The organism is Clostridium sartagoforme (genome assembly GCF_004794105.1).
GTDB lineage: Bacteria > Bacillota > Clostridia > Clostridiales > Clostridiaceae > Clostridium > Clostridium sartagoforme_B.
On the sequence record NZ_SRYR01000001.1, the window covers coordinates 1,010,214 to 1,031,626 of the forward strand.

Annotated in this window: 21 protein-coding genes and 1 pseudogene; 20 read left to right on the plus strand and 2 right to left on the minus strand. The window is 27.1% G+C overall.

The genetic code is table 11. From position 1 onward, the window contains the following. Positions 1 to 534 precede the first annotated feature (534 nt). The 10 genes from E5347_RS04570 (at position 535) to E5347_RS16790 (ending at position 8,752) form a co-directional block, all read left to right on the plus strand. Positions 535 to 1,662 (plus strand): DEAD/DEAH box helicase, encoded by a 1,128-nt coding sequence (locus E5347_RS04570; protein ID WP_136005066.1) that lies wholly within the window; start codon positions 535 to 537, stop codon positions 1,660 to 1,662. 218 nt (positions 1,663 to 1,880) lie between these two features. Then, positions 1,881 to 2,618: a MurR/RpiR family transcriptional regulator gene (locus E5347_RS04575; RefSeq protein WP_136005067.1), complete on the plus strand. Its 738-nt coding sequence runs from the start codon at positions 1,881 to 1,883 to the stop codon at positions 2,616 to 2,618. Positions 2,619 to 2,791: 173 nt separating this feature from the next. After that, positions 2,792 to 3,649 carry a tagatose bisphosphate family class II aldolase gene (locus tag E5347_RS04580; protein WP_136005069.1) on the plus strand — a complete coding sequence of 286 codons (858 nt, stop codon included), beginning with the start codon at positions 2,792 to 2,794 and terminating at the stop codon, positions 3,647 to 3,649. A 21-nt stretch (positions 3,650 to 3,670) separates the two neighbouring features. Beyond that, positions 3,671 to 4,591 carry a 1-phosphofructokinase gene (pfkB, locus tag E5347_RS04585; RefSeq protein WP_136005071.1) on the plus strand — a complete coding sequence of 307 codons (921 nt, stop codon included), beginning with the start codon at positions 3,671 to 3,673 and terminating at the stop codon, positions 4,589 to 4,591. Beyond that, complete coding sequence (locus tag E5347_RS04590; protein ID WP_136005072.1) at positions 4,592 to 6,001, plus strand: PTS fructose transporter subunit IIC; 1,410 nt, start codon at positions 4,592 to 4,594, stop codon at positions 5,999 to 6,001. A 27-nt stretch (positions 6,002 to 6,028) separates the two neighbouring features. Then, positions 6,029 to 6,469 (plus strand): PTS sugar transporter subunit IIA, encoded by a 441-nt coding sequence (locus tag E5347_RS04595; protein ID WP_136005074.1) that lies wholly within the window; start codon positions 6,029 to 6,031, stop codon positions 6,467 to 6,469. 176 nt (positions 6,470 to 6,645) lie between these two features. Further along, on the plus strand, positions 6,646 to 6,846 hold the full coding sequence (locus E5347_RS04600; protein WP_136005075.1) for a hypothetical protein: 201 nt from the start codon (positions 6,646 to 6,648) through the stop codon (positions 6,844 to 6,846). 152 nt (positions 6,847 to 6,998) lie between these two features. Then, positions 6,999 to 7,307: a nucleoside triphosphate pyrophosphohydrolase gene (locus E5347_RS04605; protein WP_136005077.1), complete on the plus strand. Its 309-nt coding sequence runs from the start codon at positions 6,999 to 7,001 to the stop codon at positions 7,305 to 7,307. A 35-nt stretch (positions 7,308 to 7,342) separates the two neighbouring features. Next, complete coding sequence (locus tag E5347_RS04610; protein ID WP_136005079.1) at positions 7,343 to 7,996, plus strand: NAD(P)H-dependent oxidoreductase; 654 nt, start codon at positions 7,343 to 7,345, stop codon at positions 7,994 to 7,996. Between the two features lie 594 nt (positions 7,997 to 8,590). Further along, on the plus strand, positions 8,591 to 8,752 hold the full coding sequence (locus E5347_RS16790; RefSeq protein ID WP_168354900.1) for a hypothetical protein: 162 nt from the start codon (positions 8,591 to 8,593) through the stop codon (positions 8,750 to 8,752). Positions 8,753 to 8,980: 228 nt separating this feature from the next. On the opposite strand, the gene E5347_RS04615 is transcribed toward E5347_RS16790, so the two are convergent. Then, positions 8,981 to 11,278 (minus strand): DGQHR domain-containing protein, encoded by a 2,298-nt coding sequence (locus tag E5347_RS04615; protein WP_136005080.1) that lies wholly within the window; start codon positions 11,276 to 11,278, stop codon positions 8,981 to 8,983. After that, complete coding sequence (locus E5347_RS04620) at positions 11,275 to 12,105, minus strand: DNA adenine methylase (protein WP_136005082.1); 831 nt, start codon at positions 12,103 to 12,105, stop codon at positions 11,275 to 11,277. The genes E5347_RS04615 and E5347_RS04620 overlap by 4 nt, the downstream gene beginning before the upstream one ends. A gap of 171 nt (positions 12,106 to 12,276) precedes the next feature. Here E5347_RS04620 and E5347_RS16795 point away from each other — a divergent pair, with 171 nt between their 5' ends. The 10 genes and pseudogenes from E5347_RS16795 (at position 12,277) to fliB (ending at position 21,284) form a co-directional block, all read left to right on the plus strand. Continuing rightward, positions 12,277 to 12,441, plus strand: coding sequence for a hypothetical protein (locus E5347_RS16795; RefSeq protein WP_168354901.1), 165 nt, complete (start codon positions 12,277 to 12,279; stop codon positions 12,439 to 12,441). A 35-nt stretch (positions 12,442 to 12,476) separates the two neighbouring features. Further along, complete coding sequence (locus E5347_RS04625) at positions 12,477 to 13,673, plus strand: HNH endonuclease domain-containing protein (protein ID WP_136005084.1); 1,197 nt, start codon at positions 12,477 to 12,479, stop codon at positions 13,671 to 13,673. A 168-nt stretch (positions 13,674 to 13,841) separates the two neighbouring features. After that, positions 13,842 to 14,351: a ferritin gene (locus E5347_RS04630; RefSeq protein WP_136005086.1), complete on the plus strand. Its 510-nt coding sequence runs from the start codon at positions 13,842 to 13,844 to the stop codon at positions 14,349 to 14,351. A 248-nt stretch (positions 14,352 to 14,599) separates the two neighbouring features. Next, positions 14,600 to 15,031, plus strand: coding sequence for a hypothetical protein (locus tag E5347_RS04635; protein WP_243109719.1), 432 nt, complete (start codon positions 14,600 to 14,602; stop codon positions 15,029 to 15,031). Positions 15,032 to 15,260: 229 nt separating this feature from the next. Beyond that, a complete protein-coding gene (locus tag E5347_RS04640) occupies positions 15,261 to 16,043 on the plus strand; it encodes an AzlC family ABC transporter permease (protein WP_136005088.1) in 783 nt (260 codons plus the stop codon). Beyond that, positions 16,033 to 16,338, plus strand: a complete 306-nt coding sequence (locus E5347_RS04645) for an AzlD domain-containing protein (RefSeq protein WP_136005089.1) — start codon at positions 16,033 to 16,035, stop codon at positions 16,336 to 16,338. The genes E5347_RS04640 and E5347_RS04645 overlap by 11 nt, the downstream gene beginning before the upstream one ends. 141 nt (positions 16,339 to 16,479) lie before the next feature. Further along, a pseudogene (locus E5347_RS04650) lies at positions 16,480 to 17,199 on the plus strand (DUF434 domain-containing protein). A 191-nt stretch (positions 17,200 to 17,390) separates the two neighbouring features. Then, the gene (locus E5347_RS04655) at positions 17,391 to 18,506 is read left to right on the plus strand and encodes a S41 family peptidase (RefSeq protein ID WP_136005090.1); all 1,116 of its coding nucleotides are present in this window, start codon (positions 17,391 to 17,393) and stop codon (positions 18,504 to 18,506) included. 78 nt (positions 18,507 to 18,584) lie between these two features. Continuing rightward, positions 18,585 to 19,874 (plus strand): uracil permease, encoded by a 1,290-nt coding sequence (gene uraA, locus E5347_RS04660; RefSeq protein ID WP_136005092.1) that lies wholly within the window; start codon positions 18,585 to 18,587, stop codon positions 19,872 to 19,874. 252 nt (positions 19,875 to 20,126) lie between these two features. Next, positions 20,127 to 21,284: a flagellin lysine-N-methylase gene (gene fliB / locus E5347_RS04665; protein WP_136005094.1), complete on the plus strand. Its 1,158-nt coding sequence runs from the start codon at positions 20,127 to 20,129 to the stop codon at positions 21,282 to 21,284. The last annotated feature ends 129 nt before the right edge of the window (positions 21,285 to 21,413 follow it).

Here is a 21,413-nt window from a genome sequence, read left to right on the forward strand (position 1 = left end):
TACTTAGAAATAAATTGCGTAGCAAGGTTACAAAAGTACAATATGGTAAGTTGAAGAATACTTATATAAGTTGTATAAAGTTTTTATGTTTTATTAAATTAGTTCAGATAAAACGTTCAGTTAAGTAAATACAGAATCAACTTATATAAAAATAACAAAATATATATGCTTTCAATTAATGTAATTTATACTTTAAAACTATTTTTCACTCAAAATAATACAGGCACTTAAAATATAGATTATTTATTGAAACATATATATGATAATTCATAAATTGAATTATTTAAATATTATGTAAAATATTAAATTTTACAGATAGTATTGAATATACAGAAATCTAATTTTTAAAATAAGTCTAATAATAATTAATATAACTATAAATATAGTTTTTAATGGGATGCATTGGATTTAATAATCTAATGCATCTATTTTTATAAATAGAAGACATAATATTAATAAGATATATTTTGACAATTATCTAAAGTGCTGTTAAAGTTTAATAGTTACTAGTTGAAGGAAAGAGGTAAATAACAAATGAATTTTGAAAATCTTAATATAAATGAAAAGACTATAAATGGATTGAAAACCATGGGAATAAACGAGCCTACTGAAATACAAAAGGTAGTTATTCCTGCAGCTCTTAATGGAGAAAATATAATTGGTCAATCTGAAACAGGTACTGGGAAAACTTTAGCTTACCTTTTACCAACAATAGAAAAAATAGACGTAAGTAAAAAAGAAATGCAATGCATAATATTAGCTCCAACTCATGAGTTAGCTATTCAAATAAATAATACAATTAATGAATTAAAAAAAGCATCAGCTTTAGATATTACATCTACATCTTTAATAGGTAGTGCTAATATTAAAAGACAAATAGATAGCTTAAAAGCAAAACCTCATATTATAGTTGGTTCTGCTGGAAGAATATTAGAATTAATACGTAAAAAGAAGGTAACAGCCCATACTATAAAAACTATTATAATTGATGAAGTTGATAAGCTTTTAGATAAAAACAATCTACCTGCTGTAAAGGACATAATAAAATGTACTCAAAAGCAAACTCAAGTTATGATGTTTTCAGCTACATTAACAGGTAAAACTTTAGATATTGCTAAGACATTAAAAGAAGATGTAAAAGTTATATCAGTTAAAAATAATAAAGTTAATGAAAATATAAGCCATAATTATATAAAAACTGATGCTAGAAAGAAAATTGAAACTTTAAGAAAGCTTATAAATGCAACAAAGGCGGAAAAAATCTTAGTATTTAATAATGATAGTTATACTACAAATACAGCAATTGAAAACTTATCAGCAAGTAAGATAAAAATAGCTACTATTGCTGGTAATAATAAAATGGAAGAAAGAAAAAAGGCTCTAGAAGACTTTAGAAAAGGAAAAATCCAAGTTTTAATTGCTTCAGATGTTGCTGCTAGAGGATTAGATATAAAGGGCGTAACTCATGTTATTAACCTAGATATACCTGAAGATCCTAAAGACTATTTACATAGAGCAGGAAGAGTTGGAAGAGCAGGAGAAACAGGAGATGTATTTTCAATAGTTTCAGATAGAGAAGAAAGCATAATAAAGATGCATGAAAAGAACTTTAAGATTAGTATTGTAGAAAAGCATCTTTATAAGGGGAATATAGAAGAATAAAATTAAAAATGAAAGCTTATGTTATTACTATAATGAAGTGACATAAGCTTTCATTTTTAATTCTAATTCAACAACCTAATGTATGGTTCGAAAATGATTCATCACAAAATATTAATTTTAAAAATTACTTTTCAAATAGATAATTATAGTGGGGATACTTTAGTTAACAGCTAATAAAATGTATAATTAAATTAAATAGATTTTGTGAGGGTGGTATAATGATAATAGAAGTTAATGATAATATTATTAAAAAGTTAACTCCTACAGAAAGGGATGTAGTTAACTATATTAATTCTAATTTAAATAAATTATCTAATATGTCTATTGTAGATGTGGCAGAAGAATCCTTTACGTCTCCTGCAACTGTATCAAGAACAATTAAAAAATGTGGATTCGAGGGATTTTCAGAGTTAAGATATAAAATTTCTGCAAAAGAAGAATATAATCATGATTCTAAAAAAGTTAATGAAATTTTAGGAAAATCATTAATAGAAGTAACAAAAACTATTGAAAATATATCAATAACAAATGTTTTAAATATAGTTAAGACTATTAAAGAATCTAAACGTATTTATATATTAGCAAGGGGGCTAACTGAATTAGTTGCACAAGAGTTTAACTTAAAGATGCAGCTGTTAGGATATAATACATTTTTAATTGTTGATCCCAATATAATGATGAATATATGTAAAACAATAGAGAAAGAAGATTTAGTAATAGCTTTTTCTTTAAGAGCTGAAACAAAAGAAATAATAGAATCTGTTAAAAGTGCTAAGAAATCTGGTGCAAAGGTAGTTACCTGTTGTTGCGTAAGAAAAAGCATTTTAGAAGAATATTCAGATATAACTATTATTGGATATAAACAGTCTAGAACATCCATTAAAGAGTTTGAAGTTACATCGAGATTGCCATTATTTATTATTTCAAGAGCAATAATAGATTATTTAATAATATAAGAAATGTATTCTGAAAATTATTTAAATTTAATTTTCAGAATACATTTTTATTTATAAGCTAAGTAAAATAGCCGTAGCAGCACTTAATTGTTAACAAAGTGTACAAATCCCTTTGAAAACATTTTCTTACCGATTATGATAAAATTTAATTATAGTAAGAGATTAGGAGGGATATTATGAAGATTTTATCAACAAGAGAAATGTTAAAAAAAGCTCAAAGAGAAGGGTATGCAGTACCAGCATTCAATATCCATAACTTAGAGACATTAGAAGTAGTTGTAGAAACAGCAGCAGAATTAAAGTCGCCAGTAATATTAGCTGGAACTCCATCAACTATTGCATATGCAGGAGGAGAATTTATAGTAGCTATGGCAGAAGCTGCAGCTGAAAAATATAATATTCCAATTGCAATACATTTAGATCACTATGAAGTTGTAGATGAAATAAAGCATTTTGTAGATTTAGGATTTAAATCAACTATGATAGATGCTTCTCATGAAACTTTTGAAAAAAATATAGAAATAGTTAAAGAAGTAGTAGAATATGCTCATAAGTATGATGCAACAGTAGAAGCAGAACTTGGAAGACTTGGTGGACAAGAAGATGATTTAATAGTAGATGAAAAAGATACTAAATACACTAATCCAAAGCAAGCAAAGGAATATGTAGAAAAAACAGGAATAGATTCATTAGCTGTAGCAATTGGAACAGCACATGGATTATATATGGGAGAAGCAAAGTTAGATTTAGATAGATTAAAAGAAATAAGAGATATGGTAGATGTACCATTAGTATTACACGGAGCATCAGATGTACCAGATGAATTAGTTAAAAAAGCAATCTCTCTTGGAATATGTAAAGTAAATGTAGCAACTGATCTAAAGATTCCATTTTCAGATGCTGTAAAGAAATACTTTACAGAAAATCCAGATGCTAATGACCCAAGAAAGTATATGGCACCAGGAAAAGAAGCTATGAAGAAAGTAGTAGCACATAAAATAATAATTTGTGGAAGTAATGGTAAGGCATAATTAAAAATGGGGGAGAGATAAATGATATATACACTAACGACTAATCCAGCAATTGATATGAATTATACAGCAGAAAGTTATGAACCATTCAAAGTTAATAGAACAACTAATATAGAATACTCTCCAAATGGTAAAGGAGTAAATGTATCCCTTGTATTAAATCATTATGGAGTAGAAAGTAAGGTATTAGGCTTTTTTGGGGGATTTACAGGTAAATTTATTGTAGATGAACTTCAAAAAATGGACATACAAGTTAAGTCTTTTTGGATTGATGAACCAACAAGGATAAATGTTTTTATAGATACCAAAGATAAAAAGGAATTTAAATATGTAAACAAGGGCCCCTTTGTTCCTATAGAAACACAAGAGAATTTATTAAATTATATAGAAAAGTCTGAGGATTGTAGTTATTTAATTATAAGTGGAAGCTTGCCTCAAAGTATGGATGAACAGTATTATGATGAATTATTAGAAATATGTAATAAAAGAAGCATAAATATAATTTTAGATATAAGTTCTAAAAAATTAAAGGATTTATTAAAATATAAACCTTTATTAATTAAACCAAATGATGAGGAAATTAAAGATATTTTTGGACTAAATATAAATAATGAAAAAGATGTTGTGAATATATTAAAGTATTTAAAAAAGGAGGGAGCACAAAATATTCTTTTAACTTTAGGGGAGAAAGGTATGTACTTTTACAATGGAAATAAGATATATTATTGCACCGCACCTGATGTAAACCTTTTAAGTTCTGCTTGTTCAGGTGATTCTGCTTTGGCAGCATTTTTAAGTGAATGGCTAAAAGAAAATGACATTGAATATGCCTTAAAAAAATCATCAGCTACAGGTGGAAATGTAGCTGAGTCAAGAGGTATTGGAACTTTAAATAAAGTTGATAATTATATAAAAAAATTGGATGTTAGGGAGGTAATTTAAATGAAAAAAATTATTGCTGTTACAGGTTGTCCGACAGGTATTGCACATACTTTTATGGCAGAAGAATCATTAAAAAAAGCTGCTAAAGAAATGGGGATTGAAATTAAAGTTGAAACTAATGGAGCTATTGGTGTAGAAAATGAATTAACAGAAAAAGATATAAAAGAAGCAGATGGAGTTATAATAGCATCAGATAAAGATGCTAGGGTAGATAGATTTATAGGAAAACCAATTATAGAAACTTCTGTTCAAGATGGTATACGTAAACCAAAAGAACTTATTCAAGCAATATTAGATGGAAAAGCTCAAATAAAAAAATCAAAAGCACAAAGAAATGAAAATACTAATGAAAAAACAGAAAAGAAAAATGAAGTTATAGGAAAAGAGTCATTTGGTAGAAGTATATATAAGCACTTAATGAATGGTGTTTCACATATGTTACCATTTGTTGTTGCAGGTGGTGTATTAATAGCAGTATCTTTTTTATGGGGAATATATTCAGCAGATCCAGCATCAGATCAATATAATAAAATTGCTGCTATGCTTAAGGGTATAGGTGGAACAGCATTTTCAATGATAGTACCAATATTTACAGCTTTCATTGCGTCATCAATTGCAGGCAGATCAGGAATGGTTGCAGGGTTTGTTGGTGGATTAATAGCAGATGCAACAGGAGCAGGCTTTATAGGAGGAATAATAGCAGGATTCTTTGCAGGATATTTAATGCTAGGATTAATTAAAATGTTATCAGGACTACCAAGACAATTTGAAGGACTAAAATCAATCTTTTTATTACCTATACTTGGAATACTTGCAACAGGAATATTAATGACATTACTAGGAGAGCCTGTATCATATATAAATAATTCAGTAATGGATTGGCTTGCATCATTAGAATCAGCAAATCCATTACTATTAGGATTAGTAATAGGATGTATGTCAGCATTTGATTTTGGAGGACCAGTTAATAAAGCAGCATATATTACAGGAACAATGCTTTTATCACAAGGGAATTACTATTTCATGGCTGGAGTATCAGCAGCATGTATAACACCTCCTTTAGTAATAGCCTTAGCAACAACAATATTTAAAAAGCAATTTAACGAAGAAGATAGAGCAGCAGGATTAGTTAATTATATTTTAGGATTTACCCATATAACAGAAGGAGCAATACCATTTGCTGCTAAAGATCCACTAAGAGTAATTCCTATATTAATGGTAGGATCATCTATATCATCTATATTGACTTATTTAATGAAAGTTCAAGTTCCTGCACCTCATGGAGGATTCTTAATACTTCCAATCGTTGAAAAACCATTCATTTGGGTAGGATGTATATTAATTGGATCATTAGTGGGAGCTATTTTATACGGATTATATAAAACAAACTTAAATAGAAAAGCAGCTTAATGAAATACAATTTAAAAGGAGACAAGCATGGAAATAAAAGAGTTAATTAAGGAGAGTACAATAAAATTAGAACTAGATGCAAAGGATAAAAATTCAGTATTAGATGAAATGATTAAACTATTAGTAGATGATAATATAGTTACTGATAAAAATAAGTTTAAAGAAGATATTTTAGAAAGAGAATCATTAAGCAATACAGGAATTGGTTTTGGAATAGCAATTCCCCATGCAAAATCAAAGGCAGTAAAAGAACCAAGGATAGCTATTGGTATAGCTAGAAATGGAATAGATTATGGATCAATAGATGGACAAGATATAAGGATGGTATTTATGATAGCCGTTAATGAAGATCAAAATGATTTGCATTTAAGAGCTTTAGCTAATATATCAAGGAAATTAATGCATGAAGAATTTAGAGAAAGTATTTTAAATGTTAAATCTAAGAAGGAAATAATAGATATATTATAAAGAAAAAAATAAAATATGAATTTTAGATGCTAAAGTAATAAGAAAGTGTAGTGTATAATCTATGCTTTCTTTTTAATATAATCTGGAAAGTATATTTATAATGCAAATTCATATGAAAAATATGTAATAAATATTATAATATACTTGTGATTTAAAACTATATTGGGGGCAGTAATATGTCTAAAGATGATTATATTTATAGTTATGTCGAAAGAAAATTAGTTGACTCAAGGGTGAAACATACCTTTGATAAAGAAAGATATAAATATGAAGAAGTTAGAAAAAGAAATAAAAGTAATCTGCAAGGTATTTTAATAGGGGCTATTTTAGGACTTATAGTAGTTGGAATAATGATAATTATAGATTTATCAAAATAAAATATTGATAATATAGGAATAAATAGTATCATTAATTTAAGTTACTAAAGAATAGTAAGGGTGAATATATAAAGTTAAAAAAATAATATAAGCATGGTTACGAAAAGTAAGTGAAATAATAAATTCAACTATTAGAAGGGATTTAAAAGTAAATGAAAATTTATAATAAATTAGTTAGAGATAGAATACCAGAAATAATAAAAGAAGATGGTAAAGAGTGTGAAACAGAGATAGTAAGAGGAATAGAAAAACAGGAACTTTTAGAAAAGAAATTATTAGAAGAAGTTCAGGAATATATAGAAGATAAAAACCTAGAAGAGCTAGCAGATATAATGGAAGTTCTATTTGGATTAGCAAATGAACTAGGTTATAATGAAGAGGAATTACTAAAGAAGAGGGCTGATAAACTAGTAGATCGTGGTGGCTTTAAAGAGGGAATAGTTTTAAAGCAAGTAAAATAGACTTAATTAAAATACATATAGAAAGAGGTTTTAATATGAATAGAAATGAAGTAATGAATGTTTTAAACTTTAGACATGCGTGTAAAGAATTTGATAAAGAAAAGAAGATAGCTACAGAAGATGTAGAAGTAATACTAGAAGCAGGAAGACTTTCACCTAGTTCATTAGGAATAGAACCATGGAAGTTCTTAGTAATAGAAAATGAAGAATTAAAAGATGAATTAGGAGCAGTATGTTGGGGTGGAAAAACTCAAATGCCAACATGTAGCCATTTAATAGTAGTGTTAAGTAGGAAGGCTAAAGAATTAAGATATGATTCAAGCTATACAAATCATATATTAAAAGATGTTAAAAAGCTTCCAGAAGAAGCAGCATTAAAGTTTAAAAGCCTTATGAAAACATTAGAAGAAGAACGTTATAAAGATGATAAGGATATAGAAGCATATGCTTCAAATCAAGTATATATAGCAGTAGGAAATATGATGACTGCAGCTGCAATGCTAGGAATAGATTCCTGTGCTATTGGCGGAATAGACAAAGCAACAGTAGAAAAGATGCTAATTGATAAAGGGGTATTAGATACAGAAAAATTCAACATATCCTTATGTCTTGCTTTTGGATATAGAGTGAAGGAAGCTGGAGAGAAGCTAAGACAGGAAATGAGTGAGATTGTTACTTGGATGAAATAAAACATTAATTTGTAAAGAAAGCTTTTGCTATTTTGGATAATAAAGGCTTTCTTTTTTATGATAATGCGCAAAAAATGATATTAAATAGAATATTATTAGGAAAAGTTGTTTTTACTATGTTTAAGCTTTAGAATTAAATTACTAGAGAAAATACATAAAATTAAAAGGGGTAGAAAATGGATAAATTAACAGTAGAAGCGTTTGAGGGGATAGGAAAATTAAAGCCTATAAAGTTTTACCAATACATATTATGAGGTAAAGATAAAATAGATAATGTATATCAAGTTATAAATAAGGCTAAATATGCATTGCATTCAGCAAACTATTTTAAACCAGTATTTATAAAAGACTGCTATTTGTATACTTTAGAAGAACTTAAAAATATACCAGAGTTAGCTGAAGTAGAAATTAAGCTAAATAAAAGTGAAATATTGAATATAGAAGATAATACTAATATATACGCAAATGTTATTACATTTTATATTAATTCTAATCTTCGAGGTATAAAGATTTTAGGGAAATATAATAAGTATATAGTCAAAAACACGGATAAAATAATTAGTAATATGATAAAAAACATATGGAGATATAGATATGTTAACTGTGTTAAATCAGATATACGCATTAACACAGATCCATGTGGGTTCTACAAAGAGTTTAAGATTACCTATAACTACAGGATATGCTGATAAGATATGTAAGTCTATTGATTTTATTCCACAAGGAATATTAGATAATAAATTATTTTTCTTATAATTATAAACTAGATATTTAATATAATATAATGTATTGGCTTAAAGATAATATTATATAAAAATACTTTTAGTTTGCAGTTAGAAAACATAAAAATCAGAAGTCACAAATAAACAAAATTATAAATCAAAATAAAAAATATATATTTATAAGCATATATACTCTAGTATTGTCTGTAAAAGTTTTATAGTCATAGACCACCAAATATAGGGGATGGTCTATGACTAATAACTAAATATTTATATTTTTTAGCCATTCATGAGTATCTTTTATGAAGTTATATTCATCTTGTGAAACACTATAAGTTGATTTTTTTATATTGTTTTGTAACGTACCTAGACGTTTCATCCACTCTATTTTAGTAGTCTTTCCACCTGATAGGTTGATATCTTTAGGCCTAACGAAAATTTTTTCGAAAATTTCTGACCAATTTTTACCGTAGTTGCATACTATTATTGAACAATCATTAATATTAATACAATCCCAAATTGAAACCTCTTGTCCATAATCTCCATTTTTTTGATATTCATAATTTTGATCATCAGCTTCAGTTTTAGCTTTTTTATATATATTTTTAGGAACACCATTAATAAGCCAGTTATTTCCGTAATAGTTGTTTAATTGGGTTCTTATTATATCTTTAATATATAAAGTAGATTCTTTTAAAATAACTATTGCTTCAGAGTTAAAGATCTTAGCCTTATCTCTCCAGTATTCCTCTAATCCTTCTGGATTAAAATCTTTACGAGTATCTGAAATTGCTTTTTGAAAGGTTCTCCAATATTTATTATCTGCACCTCCACCTAGAAAGCCTTTTAATTCATTTCTTTCGTCATCTGATATTTCATCAATGAATTGAATTAGTGGATCTAAGTAATAAATTACTTTATTGAGAAGATCTTCTTTATTACATTGTTTTAAATTGATATTTTGATTTTTTAAATGATTAACTATATCATTTATTACTCTTATAATTCCTTGTATTCCCCTATTAATCGTTAAGATACCATCCTCGCCTTTATCCCATTCCGTTTCAAGGTTGTCTTTAATATATGCGAAACATGCTTCAATAAAAGGATAGAAAATATCACATGTAGTTTGATTTTCTCCAAGATCAAAAGTACCATCAGAGATAATCATATTTTTATTATTAAACAAAGTGAAAAAAGAACATTTTTTTAAAGCAGCTTGAACTGCTTCAATAGTAATACACTTAATATTAGATTTTTCATTTTCACCAATTTGAATTCTTCCTAGTAAAGGAGAAGTATCTTCTTCACCTAACATTTGAGCGATTTTAGAACGCAAAGCTTGTCTTCGTTCATTATAATTATCTGATACCCAAAGCATATCAGCATTTAATGTGACTCTAAGAGATTTAGGAACAGATTTTTGATTTTCATTAATATCCATGAACAATTTTATTTGTTCTTCTCTTTTTAGATCAACAAAAGCTACTACTGGAATAGAGTTTTTATTTGCATAATCTGAATCAGAATATCCATATAATCTATGTTGCCCGTCTATTATATAAGCAGAACGATATTTCTTTGGTAAATGTAATGTTCCTAATCTGGATATTGTAGATTCAATTTTATATTGTTTTGGAATAGAGTCGAATTGAATTCCTTTACCTTTTGTATCAATACTAATAATAAGTGAATTAGGGAAGTATCCACCATTATTTATAAAGCCTTGAACATCTTGTAACCTTTTCTTTTTAATCAAGCGTTGATATGTAGGCATCATATTTTTATTCGCTTCATTTCTATGTAGCACATATCCTATTTTTAATAGTTTTTCTGGCTCAATTGAAAATGAATAATACTTATGTCCACCCATTTTTCCCTCTATAGCAGGTATTAAATTATCCATATTACGAATCTCTTGATTTGCAAATAAATTACCAAGTAATTGAAATCTCGCACAAGTGCCTAGATGCTTTACTAATTCTATATAGTAATTGATAATTGAATCATTAAAATGAATTATATCCCACTCTTGTAACTTATTCAGATCTGCTTTACTCATAATATAGTTATTAGTAGCCCATATAAACTTGACTTTTCTTCCAGGAAATTTTTTTAATGCCTCCTTTCTTAGTCCATTGATTTGGGCATAAAAGGCTTCAATTGGCTTCTTAAAATTACCATCTTTTAATTCATAAGAAGCTTTACATTCAACAATAAGTACTGTTTCATCATCAGCAGCAAAAATATCAATTTGTTGTGTTATATCTGAATTTTGGTAGTCATACTGCATTTTGAAATGACGATCCTTGTTCATATGAGTAAATCCCATATTTGCAAAAAGTAACCAAATTTTATCTTCAAATACTTCATCATAAGGTTTATCTTTACGAACAGATATAAATCTAGTATCTTTATATTCCTTTAAAAAATGCCATCCTTCCTGCACTAGTTCAGGAAGAGCACTTTTTCTTTGTTTACTAGTTATGTAGGTTTTTTTTCTCATATTTTTTGTTGATTCCAAATCTTTTCCGGTAACAATTTTATCCCAAGAAGTCATTTACTCACCTCATTCGTAATATTTGTAAAAACATACTCTTTAATAATACCTCTTTTCGAGTTCTTCCCACCTATTAAACTATTTCGTTCTAGTTCATATATCACATCATCTTTTGCAAATATCTCTTTTATAGTATCATGAGCAGCATTTGTTAATATATAATAGGCTCCTTTAAGTTTAATTTTATCTATAAAATCACTTAATCTATACTGGTCTTCAATAGAAAATAAGTTTTTATTATATTCAATAAACCCATTATTATTATGAGATACAGTATAAGGTGGATCAAGGAAAACAAGATCACCTTCTTTAATATAGTCGATAGTTTCAGTAAAATCACCTTGAATTAATTTAGCATTTTTCAAAGTAGTACTAGCATTTATCAGTTTTTCTCTGCTAAAGTTAACATTTTTTCTATTTCCGTATGGAACATTATATTCACCAGACCTATTTACTCTATACAGGCCATTAAAAGAGGTTTGATTTAGATATATAAATCTAGCAGCTTTCTCAATTTCAGAATTTGGAGAGGAATTTCTTATATTGTAATAGAACTCTTTAGTATTCTCATAACTTAAAAGTAATGTTAGCAATTCATTAGGATTACTCTTTACAATTTTATAAGCAGTAATGAGATCTTCATTTATATCTGAAAGTATAGAGTTATGGTTACCATTTAAAGAAAAAAAGATAGCTCCACCTCCTAAAAAGGGTTCAATATAATCATTAATTTTTTTATCTTTTATAAGATCTTCAACAAAGCCTATCAACCATTTTTTACCACCTGCCCATCTAAGAAATGGAGAGGATATTAAATTTTTTTTCATCAGTATATCTCCTAAAATCAATTATATTTGATAAATATTTACATAATTTTATAAATATTATATAAAACTTTTAGCATTTTTACAAGTATATGGTCGAATTAATTCTTGGATTATACAAAATGATATATAATAGTAATATACTAAAAAATTAAAGTAGATAGGAGAAAATATATGAATAAATGTAAATATTGCAATAAAGAACTAAAAGAAAAATACTTTGAAAATAAAATAGGTATATTCTGTTCAGAAGATCACTTCAATAAATATTTAGATAGTTTAAGTGATAAAGAGTACTCAGAACTTCAAAATAACTTTTGTGTTTGTAGTGATGATTAAGTAAGAAGATAAGAGAAAATATGGGGATAAGGTATATGGATATTAAAAATAAAATTATTGAAGATACTCATTTAAAAGAAAAGGATATAATAATTCCTAATAGTAATTTAGTTTCTTATGATTTACCTACTTCAGCTTATGTTGATACAAGAATTTTTTCAAGATTACTCGAAGATAGCAGAGTAGTTGCTAGTTATAAGATGTATTGGTTATTAGGGTTATTAGAAGAAGTAAGTTTAGGCAATAGGGAAATAACTTTTAGGAAGTTAATTTCAAGAATGATAGTGGGGGCATGGTATCCTATAATGCAGTATAAATTATATTTTGGTCAGTTTGATAATTTATCCAAAACAGTTGAATATATATCAAGTGCATATAATAAACACTCTAATATTAATAGCAAGGAATTATTAGATTTTATTTATAATAGCAATGATGCAATTTTAAATAAGCAAATTAAAGAATTAAGCTATCAAGTTCCTTATATGCTCTTATCTCCATTTTTTGAGGAGAAGATAAAAGGGCTAAAAAGCTCAAAAAGAGTTAAAAGAATAATAGAGCTATCTTTAAGTGAACCAAATGTGTTATATAAGATTATTATTGATAAGGAAAATAAAGTAGTCATCAATGATGAATGGGCAAGATATATGGTAGCTAATTATCGAATAATTAAATCATGGATATATTATAAGTTATCTTGCTTTTTACAAAAGAGAAATCCTAACGTTCCATCAATTATATTTAAGTTAGATCCACCAAAATCAAGGGATTTAAGTCATGCAACTAAACTTTGGACTGACATCATCAATAGTAGACATGTAAAAGATATTTATACAGGGAATGATTTTTCAGCTGAAAACTATAAAGAACTTGGAACATTAAGTATTGATCATTTTATACCATGGAGCTTTGTGCTTCATGATGAAATATGGAACTTAGTTCCCACATTTAAAAATATAAATAGTAGTAAAAGTGACAGACTATTAAGATATCAAAATTACATAGATGATTTTTGCAATATTCAATTTGAAGCCTTTTCTTTTATATGTGATAAAAAAAGGAAGAAGGATTTAGAATCATATGTAGATTTACTTAGATTAGAAAACCCTCTAGATTTCTATAAATATAAAGGTAGAGAAGGCTTTAATGAAAGATTAAGGAAAAGCATTGCTCCAATATATCAAATAGCAGTTAATCAAGGTTTTTCAGTAATTGATAGTATTGATAAGTAAAACTCATAAACTGAAGTATAAATCATTAGAATAGCAAGATAACTTAACTTAATAAGTAAATATTAAAGGATAATAAACTAATTTTATTTATTATGTTATTGGAAAAAATATAAAATAAGTATACAATGTAAGTGGGAGATAATTTATATAGAGGAGTGTACATATTTTATGTTAAGTAAAAAATTATTACAAGGTTTAAACGATCAAATTAATTTTGAGTTCTATTCTTCATATACATATCTTGCTATGGCAGGATACTGTGAATCTATTGACCTAAGTGGTTTTGCTAATTTCTTTAGAGTTCAAGCAAAAGAAGAATTAGATCATGCAATGAAATTATATGATTATGTATATCAAAAGAATGGTTCAGTAGTATTAGAGCAAGTAAACAAACCTCAAGGAGATTATGATGGAATAATTGATGTTTTTGAAAAAGGTTATGAGCACGAGCAATTAGTTACTAGAAAAATATATGAACTAACAGATATTGCATATGAAGAAAGAGAACATTCTACTATAAGCTTATTAAAATGGTTTATAGATGAACAAGTTGAAGAAGAAAATAACTTTAATTCATTAGTAAAGAGAGTAAGAAGAATTGAAGATAATCCAGCAGGACTTTATTTAATGGATGATGAATTAGCTACAAGAGTTTATACAACAAATACAAATAATTAGTTTTATTAAGAGAGAAGTCAATTATTGACTTCTTTTTATATGTTCAGAGAAGATCACTTCAATAAATATTTGGATAGCTTAAGTGATAACGAGTACTCAGAACTTCAAAACACTTTTTGTGTTTGCAGTGATGATTAAACTAAATCTGAATGTTAACAACTATAATGAGCACTATTATTTGATTGATATTCCATTATATAGTAGACTTAAATTATTATAATATTAATTCAAATTTAGGGGATAGATATATGGACTGGATTAACATCCACGGATTAGTAATCATGATAATAATTATGATTCCAAACATAGTATTTGCAATGAGAGAAAAAAACTTCGAAAGTAAATATAATAATAAGCTCATTGAGGTCATAGAACAAATTGGTCGCTTGGGTTCCATGTTCTTAATGATCTTTAATATATCATTTTTAAATTATGGATATTGGTTTTCTAATGCCAAAAAAGTTTATATGATTTTAGTAGGTGTACTAGCTCTAGCTTATTGTTTAACTTGGGTTTTATACTTTAAAAAAGCTACAATTTCTAAAGCTATGGCATTAGCAATTATTCCAACATTAATATTTCTATTTAGTGGACTAATATCTTTAAATATTTTATTAATTATTACATCTGTACTATTTGGGATTGGTCATTTAACTATAACTTACTATAATAATGTATAAATGCTGATTTAAACTATGAATTATTAAAATATAAATTATAAAAATATCAAGCTATACAGGGTTTAATTATCAATCTTGTATAGCTTATTTTATACATAAGAATACTATTTTACATTTTTAAATTTGTAAATTCCATTATTAATTTGCTAAAGATAACTTTACTTACTGGAAAATTATATTAATTTATAGTAGAATTGGTATTGATTTGGGGAAGGAACGTGATGTTTACATGGAAAGAAAAAGTGGCTATTTAAATGATAGTTTTGAAGAATTTACTTTAGAGAAAAGTTTAGATTTTGAAAGTAGAACTACTTACTTTAAAAAAGGTGTAAAAGATGGGATTCCAATTGCTCTTGGGTATATAGCTGTATCCTTTACCTTTGGTATTGCAGCTAAGAAGGCAGGCCTTACTGTATTTCAAGCAGTTTTAATGTCTATTACTAACCTTACATCAGCTGGACAATTTGCAGGGGTTGGTCTTATTGCAGCTTCTGCTAGTTATTTAGAATTAATAATAACTCAGCTAGTTATAAATATGAGATATTGTCTTATGTCTTGTACTTTATCTCAAAAATTAGATAAAGATGCATCTTTAATTCATAGATTTTTAATTGCAACGGGTATAACAGATGAGGTATTTGGTGTTTCAGCTTGTACTGAAGGAAAGCTGAGCCCTTATTATGTATATGGTCTTTTTAGTGTTGCTATGCCAGGTTGGGCTCTTGGAACATTACTTGGTGGCATATCAGGAAGTATTTTTCCGCCAAGGGTTATAAGTGCCTTAGGAGTTGCTCTTTATGGTATGTTTATAGCAATTATAGTTCCACCAGCAAAGGAAAATAGGAATATAGCAATTGTAATTGTTGTTTCAATGATTTCTAGTTTAGTATTTACAAAACTTCCTGCTTTAAAAGAAATATCATCAGGCTTTAGGATTATTATCTTAACTATATTAATTTCAGGAGCAGCAGCTATTCTGTTTCCAATAAAGGGGGATAATGATGAAGAGTAATGTATATATTTATATTTTAGTAATGGCAGTTGTAACATATTTAATTAGATTATTACCAATTACATTAATACAAAAGGAAATTAAAAATAAAACTATACTTTCCTTTTTATATTATGTACCTTTCGTTACTTTAGCTGTAATGACTTTTCCAGGAATCCTAACTTCAACTAGTAGTATGTGGTCAGGCCTTGCAGCTCTTATTACTGCAATTGTTGTTTCATATAAGGGAGGAAGTTTAATTAAGGTTTCTTTATCAGCTTGCTTAGTAGTTTTTGTAATAGAGCTTTTTATTTAAATAAATACATAATTAGAAAGTAGAAATTATTAAGTTTTACAATATAAAAGCTAGATAGTATTTAATATATTATCTAGCTTTGTATTATTTATTAGAGCTATTGAAATAATAATATTAAGTAAATAATTATAAGGTGGTTTTATGGGTAAATCAGTTAGACGAGGTTATGTACCTACAGATGAAAAAGAGTTTAAAGGTGAAAGTTTAAATAAGTTATATAAAGCATCAGAGGATTTATTATATCTTTTAAATAGAGGTTATAAACTTAAGGGGGCTTCAACATTTATAGGTAATCATTATATTTTATCTGAAAGACAAAGATTAGCCTTAGCAAGGGGGATTTCTAAAGATAATGACCTAATAATAAGGAAATCAAAGGAAGTTACTAATCTTAATAATATAAATGCAGTTTATATAGATGGATTTAACACTATAATAACTTTAGAAGTAGCTTTATCTAATTCGATAATTATAAAGTCTTTAGATGGTACTATTAGAGATTTAGCTGGATTAAGGGGAAGTTATTCAATTATAGATAAAACAGAAATTGCATTAAATTTAATAAAAGGATTTCTATAAGAAAATAGAATCGAAAAAGCTATATTTTACTTAGATAAGCCAGTTTCAAATTCAGGTAGATTAAAAATGAAGATCTTGGATATATTTAAGGATTCAAAAGTAGAAATTGAAGTTGAAACTATAAATAATGTAGATAGTGTTTTAGAAGCTAAGGAAAATGTAGTATCTAGTGATGCTATAATTTTAGATAATTGTATTAGTTGGATTAATTTAAATAGATATATTATTGAAGAGAATATATTAGATGCTAATTGTATAGATTTTAGTAAATTAAATAAATAATAAGTATAGGATAGAAGATGGAAATTATTTTTCATAAAGATTTATAAGAGGATAATATTATACTGCTACCCATCGGACTGTGTTCGTGAGTAAGGAATATGATATTATTTTCTGTTTATTTATATATACTAGAGAAGTATAAGGAGATATAGTAAAATTAATATGATTTGATAAATGAAAAGGATGTTAATATGAAAAGTATATGGAATAAAAAGTGGGTAGATGACATTGATTATTTAAAAGAAGAACTTATAAAAAATCATGTTAATTTATTTGCTTATATAGAAGAAGATGAGTTTAATAAAAAAATAGAAGAGTTAAAGAAAATAATAGATAAGTTGGACTATGAAGAAATGAAGGTAGAAATATCAAGGATTACTGCTTCTATTAGGGATGCACATACAAGTCTTATATTTCCAGCAAGAAAATTTATTCCCCTTAAGTTTTACAACTTTAATGATGGGGTATATATAATAAATTCTACAAAAGATTATGAAAATCTACTTTTTAAAAAAGTTATAGCTATTGAGGATACAAAGATAGAAGATATTTTAGAGGAGCTTTCAAATATTATTTCTTACGAGAATCAGTACTTTTTTAAGGCTCAAAGCATGAAATACCTTCAAATAGTCGAAGTTCTATATGGACTTTTAATAGTTGATAATATGAATAAAATTAAAATAACATTAGAAGATGGCGAACATGAAATAATACCAGTTTCTATAGACAATATGACTTATACAAATGACAAGCTACCACTTTATGCTAAGAAATCATCTGAAAACCTTTGGTTTAAATATTTAGATAAGGAAGAGCTTTATATAAAATATAATAGCTGTAGAGAAAGTGAAAGTGAAAGTATAAAGGATAAAATAGAAAAGATAATACTATTTATAGAGAAAAACAATATAAAAAAAGTAACTGTTGATTTAAGAAATAACTTAGGTGGAGATTCAACTTTATTTGAGCCTTTTATTGAATATATAAAAGAAAACAAAGAGATAAATAATAAAGAAAATTTAAAAGTTATAATAGGAAGAGAAACATTTTCTTCAGCTCTTTTAAACGCTTATAATTTTAAAAATAACACTAATGCAAAGATTGTTGGAGAACCAAGTGGAGGAAAACCAAATTGTTATGGAGAGATATTAAAAATTACACTTCCCAATAGTAAATTAGTAGTAACCTATTCTACAAAATTTTATAAGCTTATTGAAGATGATTCAATTGATTCTCTTTATCCAGATGAAATTGCTTTAGAGACAATAGAAGATTATAAACTAACAAAAAATATTGTTTTTTGTTGAAAAAGGTGTTATATTAAAAACGATATATTCAAAAAACTTTTAATTTAGTCCAGAGAGACTAAGAATGGAGATAATATTATGAAAAAAGAATTAGAAAATGAAGTATTAATGGTTGATGTTAACGAGAAGGTTCCAATGAAAAGAGCCATTCCATTAAGTATTCAACATCTATTTGCAATGTTTGGAGCATCTATTTTAGTTCCTATCTTATTTAACATTGATCCAACAACAGTATTATTCTTTAATGGAATAGGTACATTGCTTTATGCCTTTATCACTAAAAAAGGTATACCAGCTTATTTAGGATCAAGTTTTGCTTTTCTAGCACCAACATTCCTATTGCTTGGTGAAGGATATAGTTTTCAAAGTATACAAGGTGGCTTTGTAATTTCAGGTTTTGTTTTTTCAATAGTAGCAATTATTGTAGGTTTTACAGGTACAGGCTGGATTAACAAGTTATTCCCACCAGCAGCTATGGGAGCAATAGTAACTATTATAGGCTTAGAACTTGCTTCAAACGCAGCTGATATGGCTGGATTCCCAGTTGGAGGCACAAATTCACCAGAATTAAATCCAACATGGGTAGTAGTATCAATGGTTACACTTGGAACAGTTATACTATGTAATGTATTACTTAGAGGATTCTTAAAGGTAATTCCTATCTTAATAGGAGTTGTTGTAGGTTACATAACAGCTTACTTTATGGGACTAGTAGATTTTAGTGCTATAAATAATGCAGCATTCTTTACAGTTCCACAAATTAAATTAGCTAAATTTGAAATGACACCAATTTTAACTATACTTCCAGCTACTTTTGTAGTTGTAGCTGAACATATAGGACATTTAAAGGTTACTAGTAGTATAGTAGGTAGAGATTTAACTAAAGACCCAGGGTTACATAGATCTCTTTTAGGAGATGGATTATCAACTATGGTTTCAGGTATGTTTGGATCAGTTCCAACTACTACTTATGGTGAAAATATAGGGGTTATGGCATTAACAAAGGTATATAGTGTTTATGTAATTTGTGGTGCTGGTTTAATTTCTATAGTACTTGGATTCTCAGGTAAGCTTTCAGCATTAATAAGCACAATACCAACTCCAGTAGTAGGAGGGGTTAGCTTATTACTATTTGGTACTATAGCAACATCAGGACTTAGAACTTTTATAGAAGAAAAGGTTGATTATTCTAAGTCAAGAAACTTAATTCTTACATCAGTAATATTTATGGTTGGATTAAGTGGAATTACTCTAAGTATAGGTGTTGTAGAATTAAAAGGTATGGGGCTAGCAGCCGTTGTTGGAATAGCTTTAAACTTAGCATTCCTTATCTTTGATAAGCTAGGAATAATGAACGAAGAAGCGTAATAATTTACACTTAATATTATTAGCTATAATAAATTGTAAGCTATATAGGATATTTTAATCTTATATAGCTTATTTTTTTATATTCTATAACTTTTTCTTGAAGACTTATAAATTCAGTATTAAAATTAAGTTTGTTATATAAAATATAGTATTTATTATATCTTATTAACTCTTTTTAATTAATAGTGTTAAATTAAGATAACTATTTAAGAAACATATAAATAAAACAAATTTAGTTGATGTGAGGATAAAATGAAGATAAAAAAACCAGATTATTTCGATGAATTTAAATGTATAGCAGATAAATGTGAAGATACTTGCTGCGCTGGATGGGGAATAGTAGTTGATGATATTTCTTATGATAAATATCAAAAAGTAGAAGGGGACTTTGGAGATTATCTTAGAGATAATATTATTGAGGATGAAGGAGATAATGTCTTTACATTAAAGGGAGATAGATGTTCCTTCTTAAATGATGATAATTTATGTGATATATATAAGAACATTGGAGAAGGTGGGCTATGCTATACTTGTAGACAATATCCACGTTACCTTGAGGAATTTGGAGCTTTAAGGGAAATAGGCCTTTCCTTATCTTGTCCTGAAGCTTGCAGAATAATTCTTAGGTCTTCCAAGAAAAGTAGCTTTGTTTTAGAGGAAAAAGATGAAGAGGTAACGGATTATAATGATATTAATCCTAATATATATATTAATCTTATGCAATGTAGAAAAGTTGTCTTTGATATAATTCAGGATAGAAGTATAGATATGAATGTTAGATGTGCTATAATATTAAAATTTATTGATGAGGTACAAGATAAAATTCATGGATTTGAGATTAATTCAATTAAGGACGTCAAGGATAAGTATATTGATAAAGAGTTAGTAAGTAGTCTGATTAATGATTTAAAAGACTTCAATGGAAGAAATGATGAGAAATACAATAATGTAAAAGAGTTTTTTGATATATTTATTAACTTAGAGCATATTAAGCCTAATGATATTTTAGGTCTTGAAAATGCAAAAAGATATTTTTGGCAAAGTGAAAATGATAAAGATCTTTATATAGAAATTAACAATAAATTTAATGAGTATTATAAAGAAAAAACTTATGAATTTGAGCAAATATTAGTTTACTATATCTATAGATACTTTATGAAATCTGTTTTTGATTATGATGTGTTATCTAAGGTAAAGTTTGCTATAGTAAGTTATTTAATGATAAAAGAATTAGCTGTAGTTAGATATTTAGAAAATAAGGAATTTACCTTTGAGGATATGGTAGATATAGCACATACATATTCTAAGGATATTGAACATTTAGAGGAAAATGTAGATATCTTAGAAGAACTTTTTGAAACTAATGAAATATTTAACCTTTCAAATATAATAATTACTTTATTAAGTTAGTTATTTTGTAATATAAAAACTAGTAATCTTAAAAAATAAAGGTTGGATAGAAGATAAACTATCCAACCTTTAATAAAATTAAAGTCTATTCAAGTTTCTGTGAAGTATTATATCCTAATAGAGATGTTG

What these genes read in the sequence shown, in the direction of transcription:
- E5347_RS04630 (WP_136005086.1), top strand. Translation starts at nt 13,842, where the DNA reads ATGTTAAGTAAAAAATTATTACAAGGTTTAAACGATCAAATTAATTTT.
- E5347_RS04575 (WP_136005067.1), top strand. Translation starts at nt 1,881, where the DNA reads ATGATAATAGAAGTTAATGATAATATTATTAAAAAGTTAACTCCTACA.
- E5347_RS04640 (WP_136005088.1), top strand. Translation starts at nt 15,261, where the DNA reads ATGGAAAGAAAAAGTGGCTATTTAAATGATAGTTTTGAAGAATTTACT.
- E5347_RS04595 (WP_136005074.1), top strand. Translation starts at nt 6,029, where the DNA reads ATGGAAATAAAAGAGTTAATTAAGGAGAGTACAATAAAATTAGAACTA.
- E5347_RS04605 (WP_136005077.1), top strand. Translation starts at nt 6,999, where the DNA reads ATGAAAATTTATAATAAATTAGTTAGAGATAGAATACCAGAAATAATA.
- uraA (WP_136005092.1), top strand. Translation starts at nt 18,585, where the DNA reads ATGAAAAAAGAATTAGAAAATGAAGTATTAATGGTTGATGTTAACGAG.
- E5347_RS16790 (WP_168354900.1), top strand. Translation starts at nt 8,591, where the DNA reads ATGTTAACTGTGTTAAATCAGATATACGCATTAACACAGATCCATGTG.
- E5347_RS16795 (WP_168354901.1), top strand. Translation starts at nt 12,277, where the DNA reads ATGAATAAATGTAAATATTGCAATAAAGAACTAAAAGAAAAATACTTT.
- E5347_RS04635 (WP_243109719.1), top strand. Translation starts at nt 14,600, where the DNA reads ATGGACTGGATTAACATCCACGGATTAGTAATCATGATAATAATTATG.
- pfkB (WP_136005071.1), top strand. Translation starts at nt 3,671, where the DNA reads ATGATATATACACTAACGACTAATCCAGCAATTGATATGAATTATACA.
- E5347_RS04655 (WP_136005090.1), top strand. Translation starts at nt 17,391, where the DNA reads ATGAAAAGTATATGGAATAAAAAGTGGGTAGATGACATTGATTATTTA.
- E5347_RS04615 (WP_136005080.1), bottom strand. Translation starts at nt 11,278, where the DNA reads ATGACTTCTTGGGATAAAATTGTTACCGGAAAAGATTTGGAATCAACA.
- E5347_RS04590 (WP_136005072.1), top strand. Translation starts at nt 4,592, where the DNA reads ATGAAAAAAATTATTGCTGTTACAGGTTGTCCGACAGGTATTGCACAT.
- E5347_RS04625 (WP_136005084.1), top strand. Translation starts at nt 12,477, where the DNA reads ATGGATATTAAAAATAAAATTATTGAAGATACTCATTTAAAAGAAAAG.
- fliB (WP_136005094.1), top strand. Translation starts at nt 20,127, where the DNA reads ATGAAGATAAAAAAACCAGATTATTTCGATGAATTTAAATGTATAGCA.
- E5347_RS04570 (WP_136005066.1), top strand. Translation starts at nt 535, where the DNA reads ATGAATTTTGAAAATCTTAATATAAATGAAAAGACTATAAATGGATTG.
- E5347_RS04600 (WP_136005075.1), top strand. Translation starts at nt 6,646, where the DNA reads ATGTCTAAAGATGATTATATTTATAGTTATGTCGAAAGAAAATTAGTT.
- E5347_RS04610 (WP_136005079.1), top strand. Translation starts at nt 7,343, where the DNA reads ATGAATAGAAATGAAGTAATGAATGTTTTAAACTTTAGACATGCGTGT.
- E5347_RS04620 (WP_136005082.1), bottom strand. Translation starts at nt 12,105, where the DNA reads ATGAAAAAAAATTTAATATCCTCTCCATTTCTTAGATGGGCAGGTGGT.
- E5347_RS04645 (WP_136005089.1), top strand. Translation starts at nt 16,033, where the DNA reads ATGAAGAGTAATGTATATATTTATATTTTAGTAATGGCAGTTGTAACA.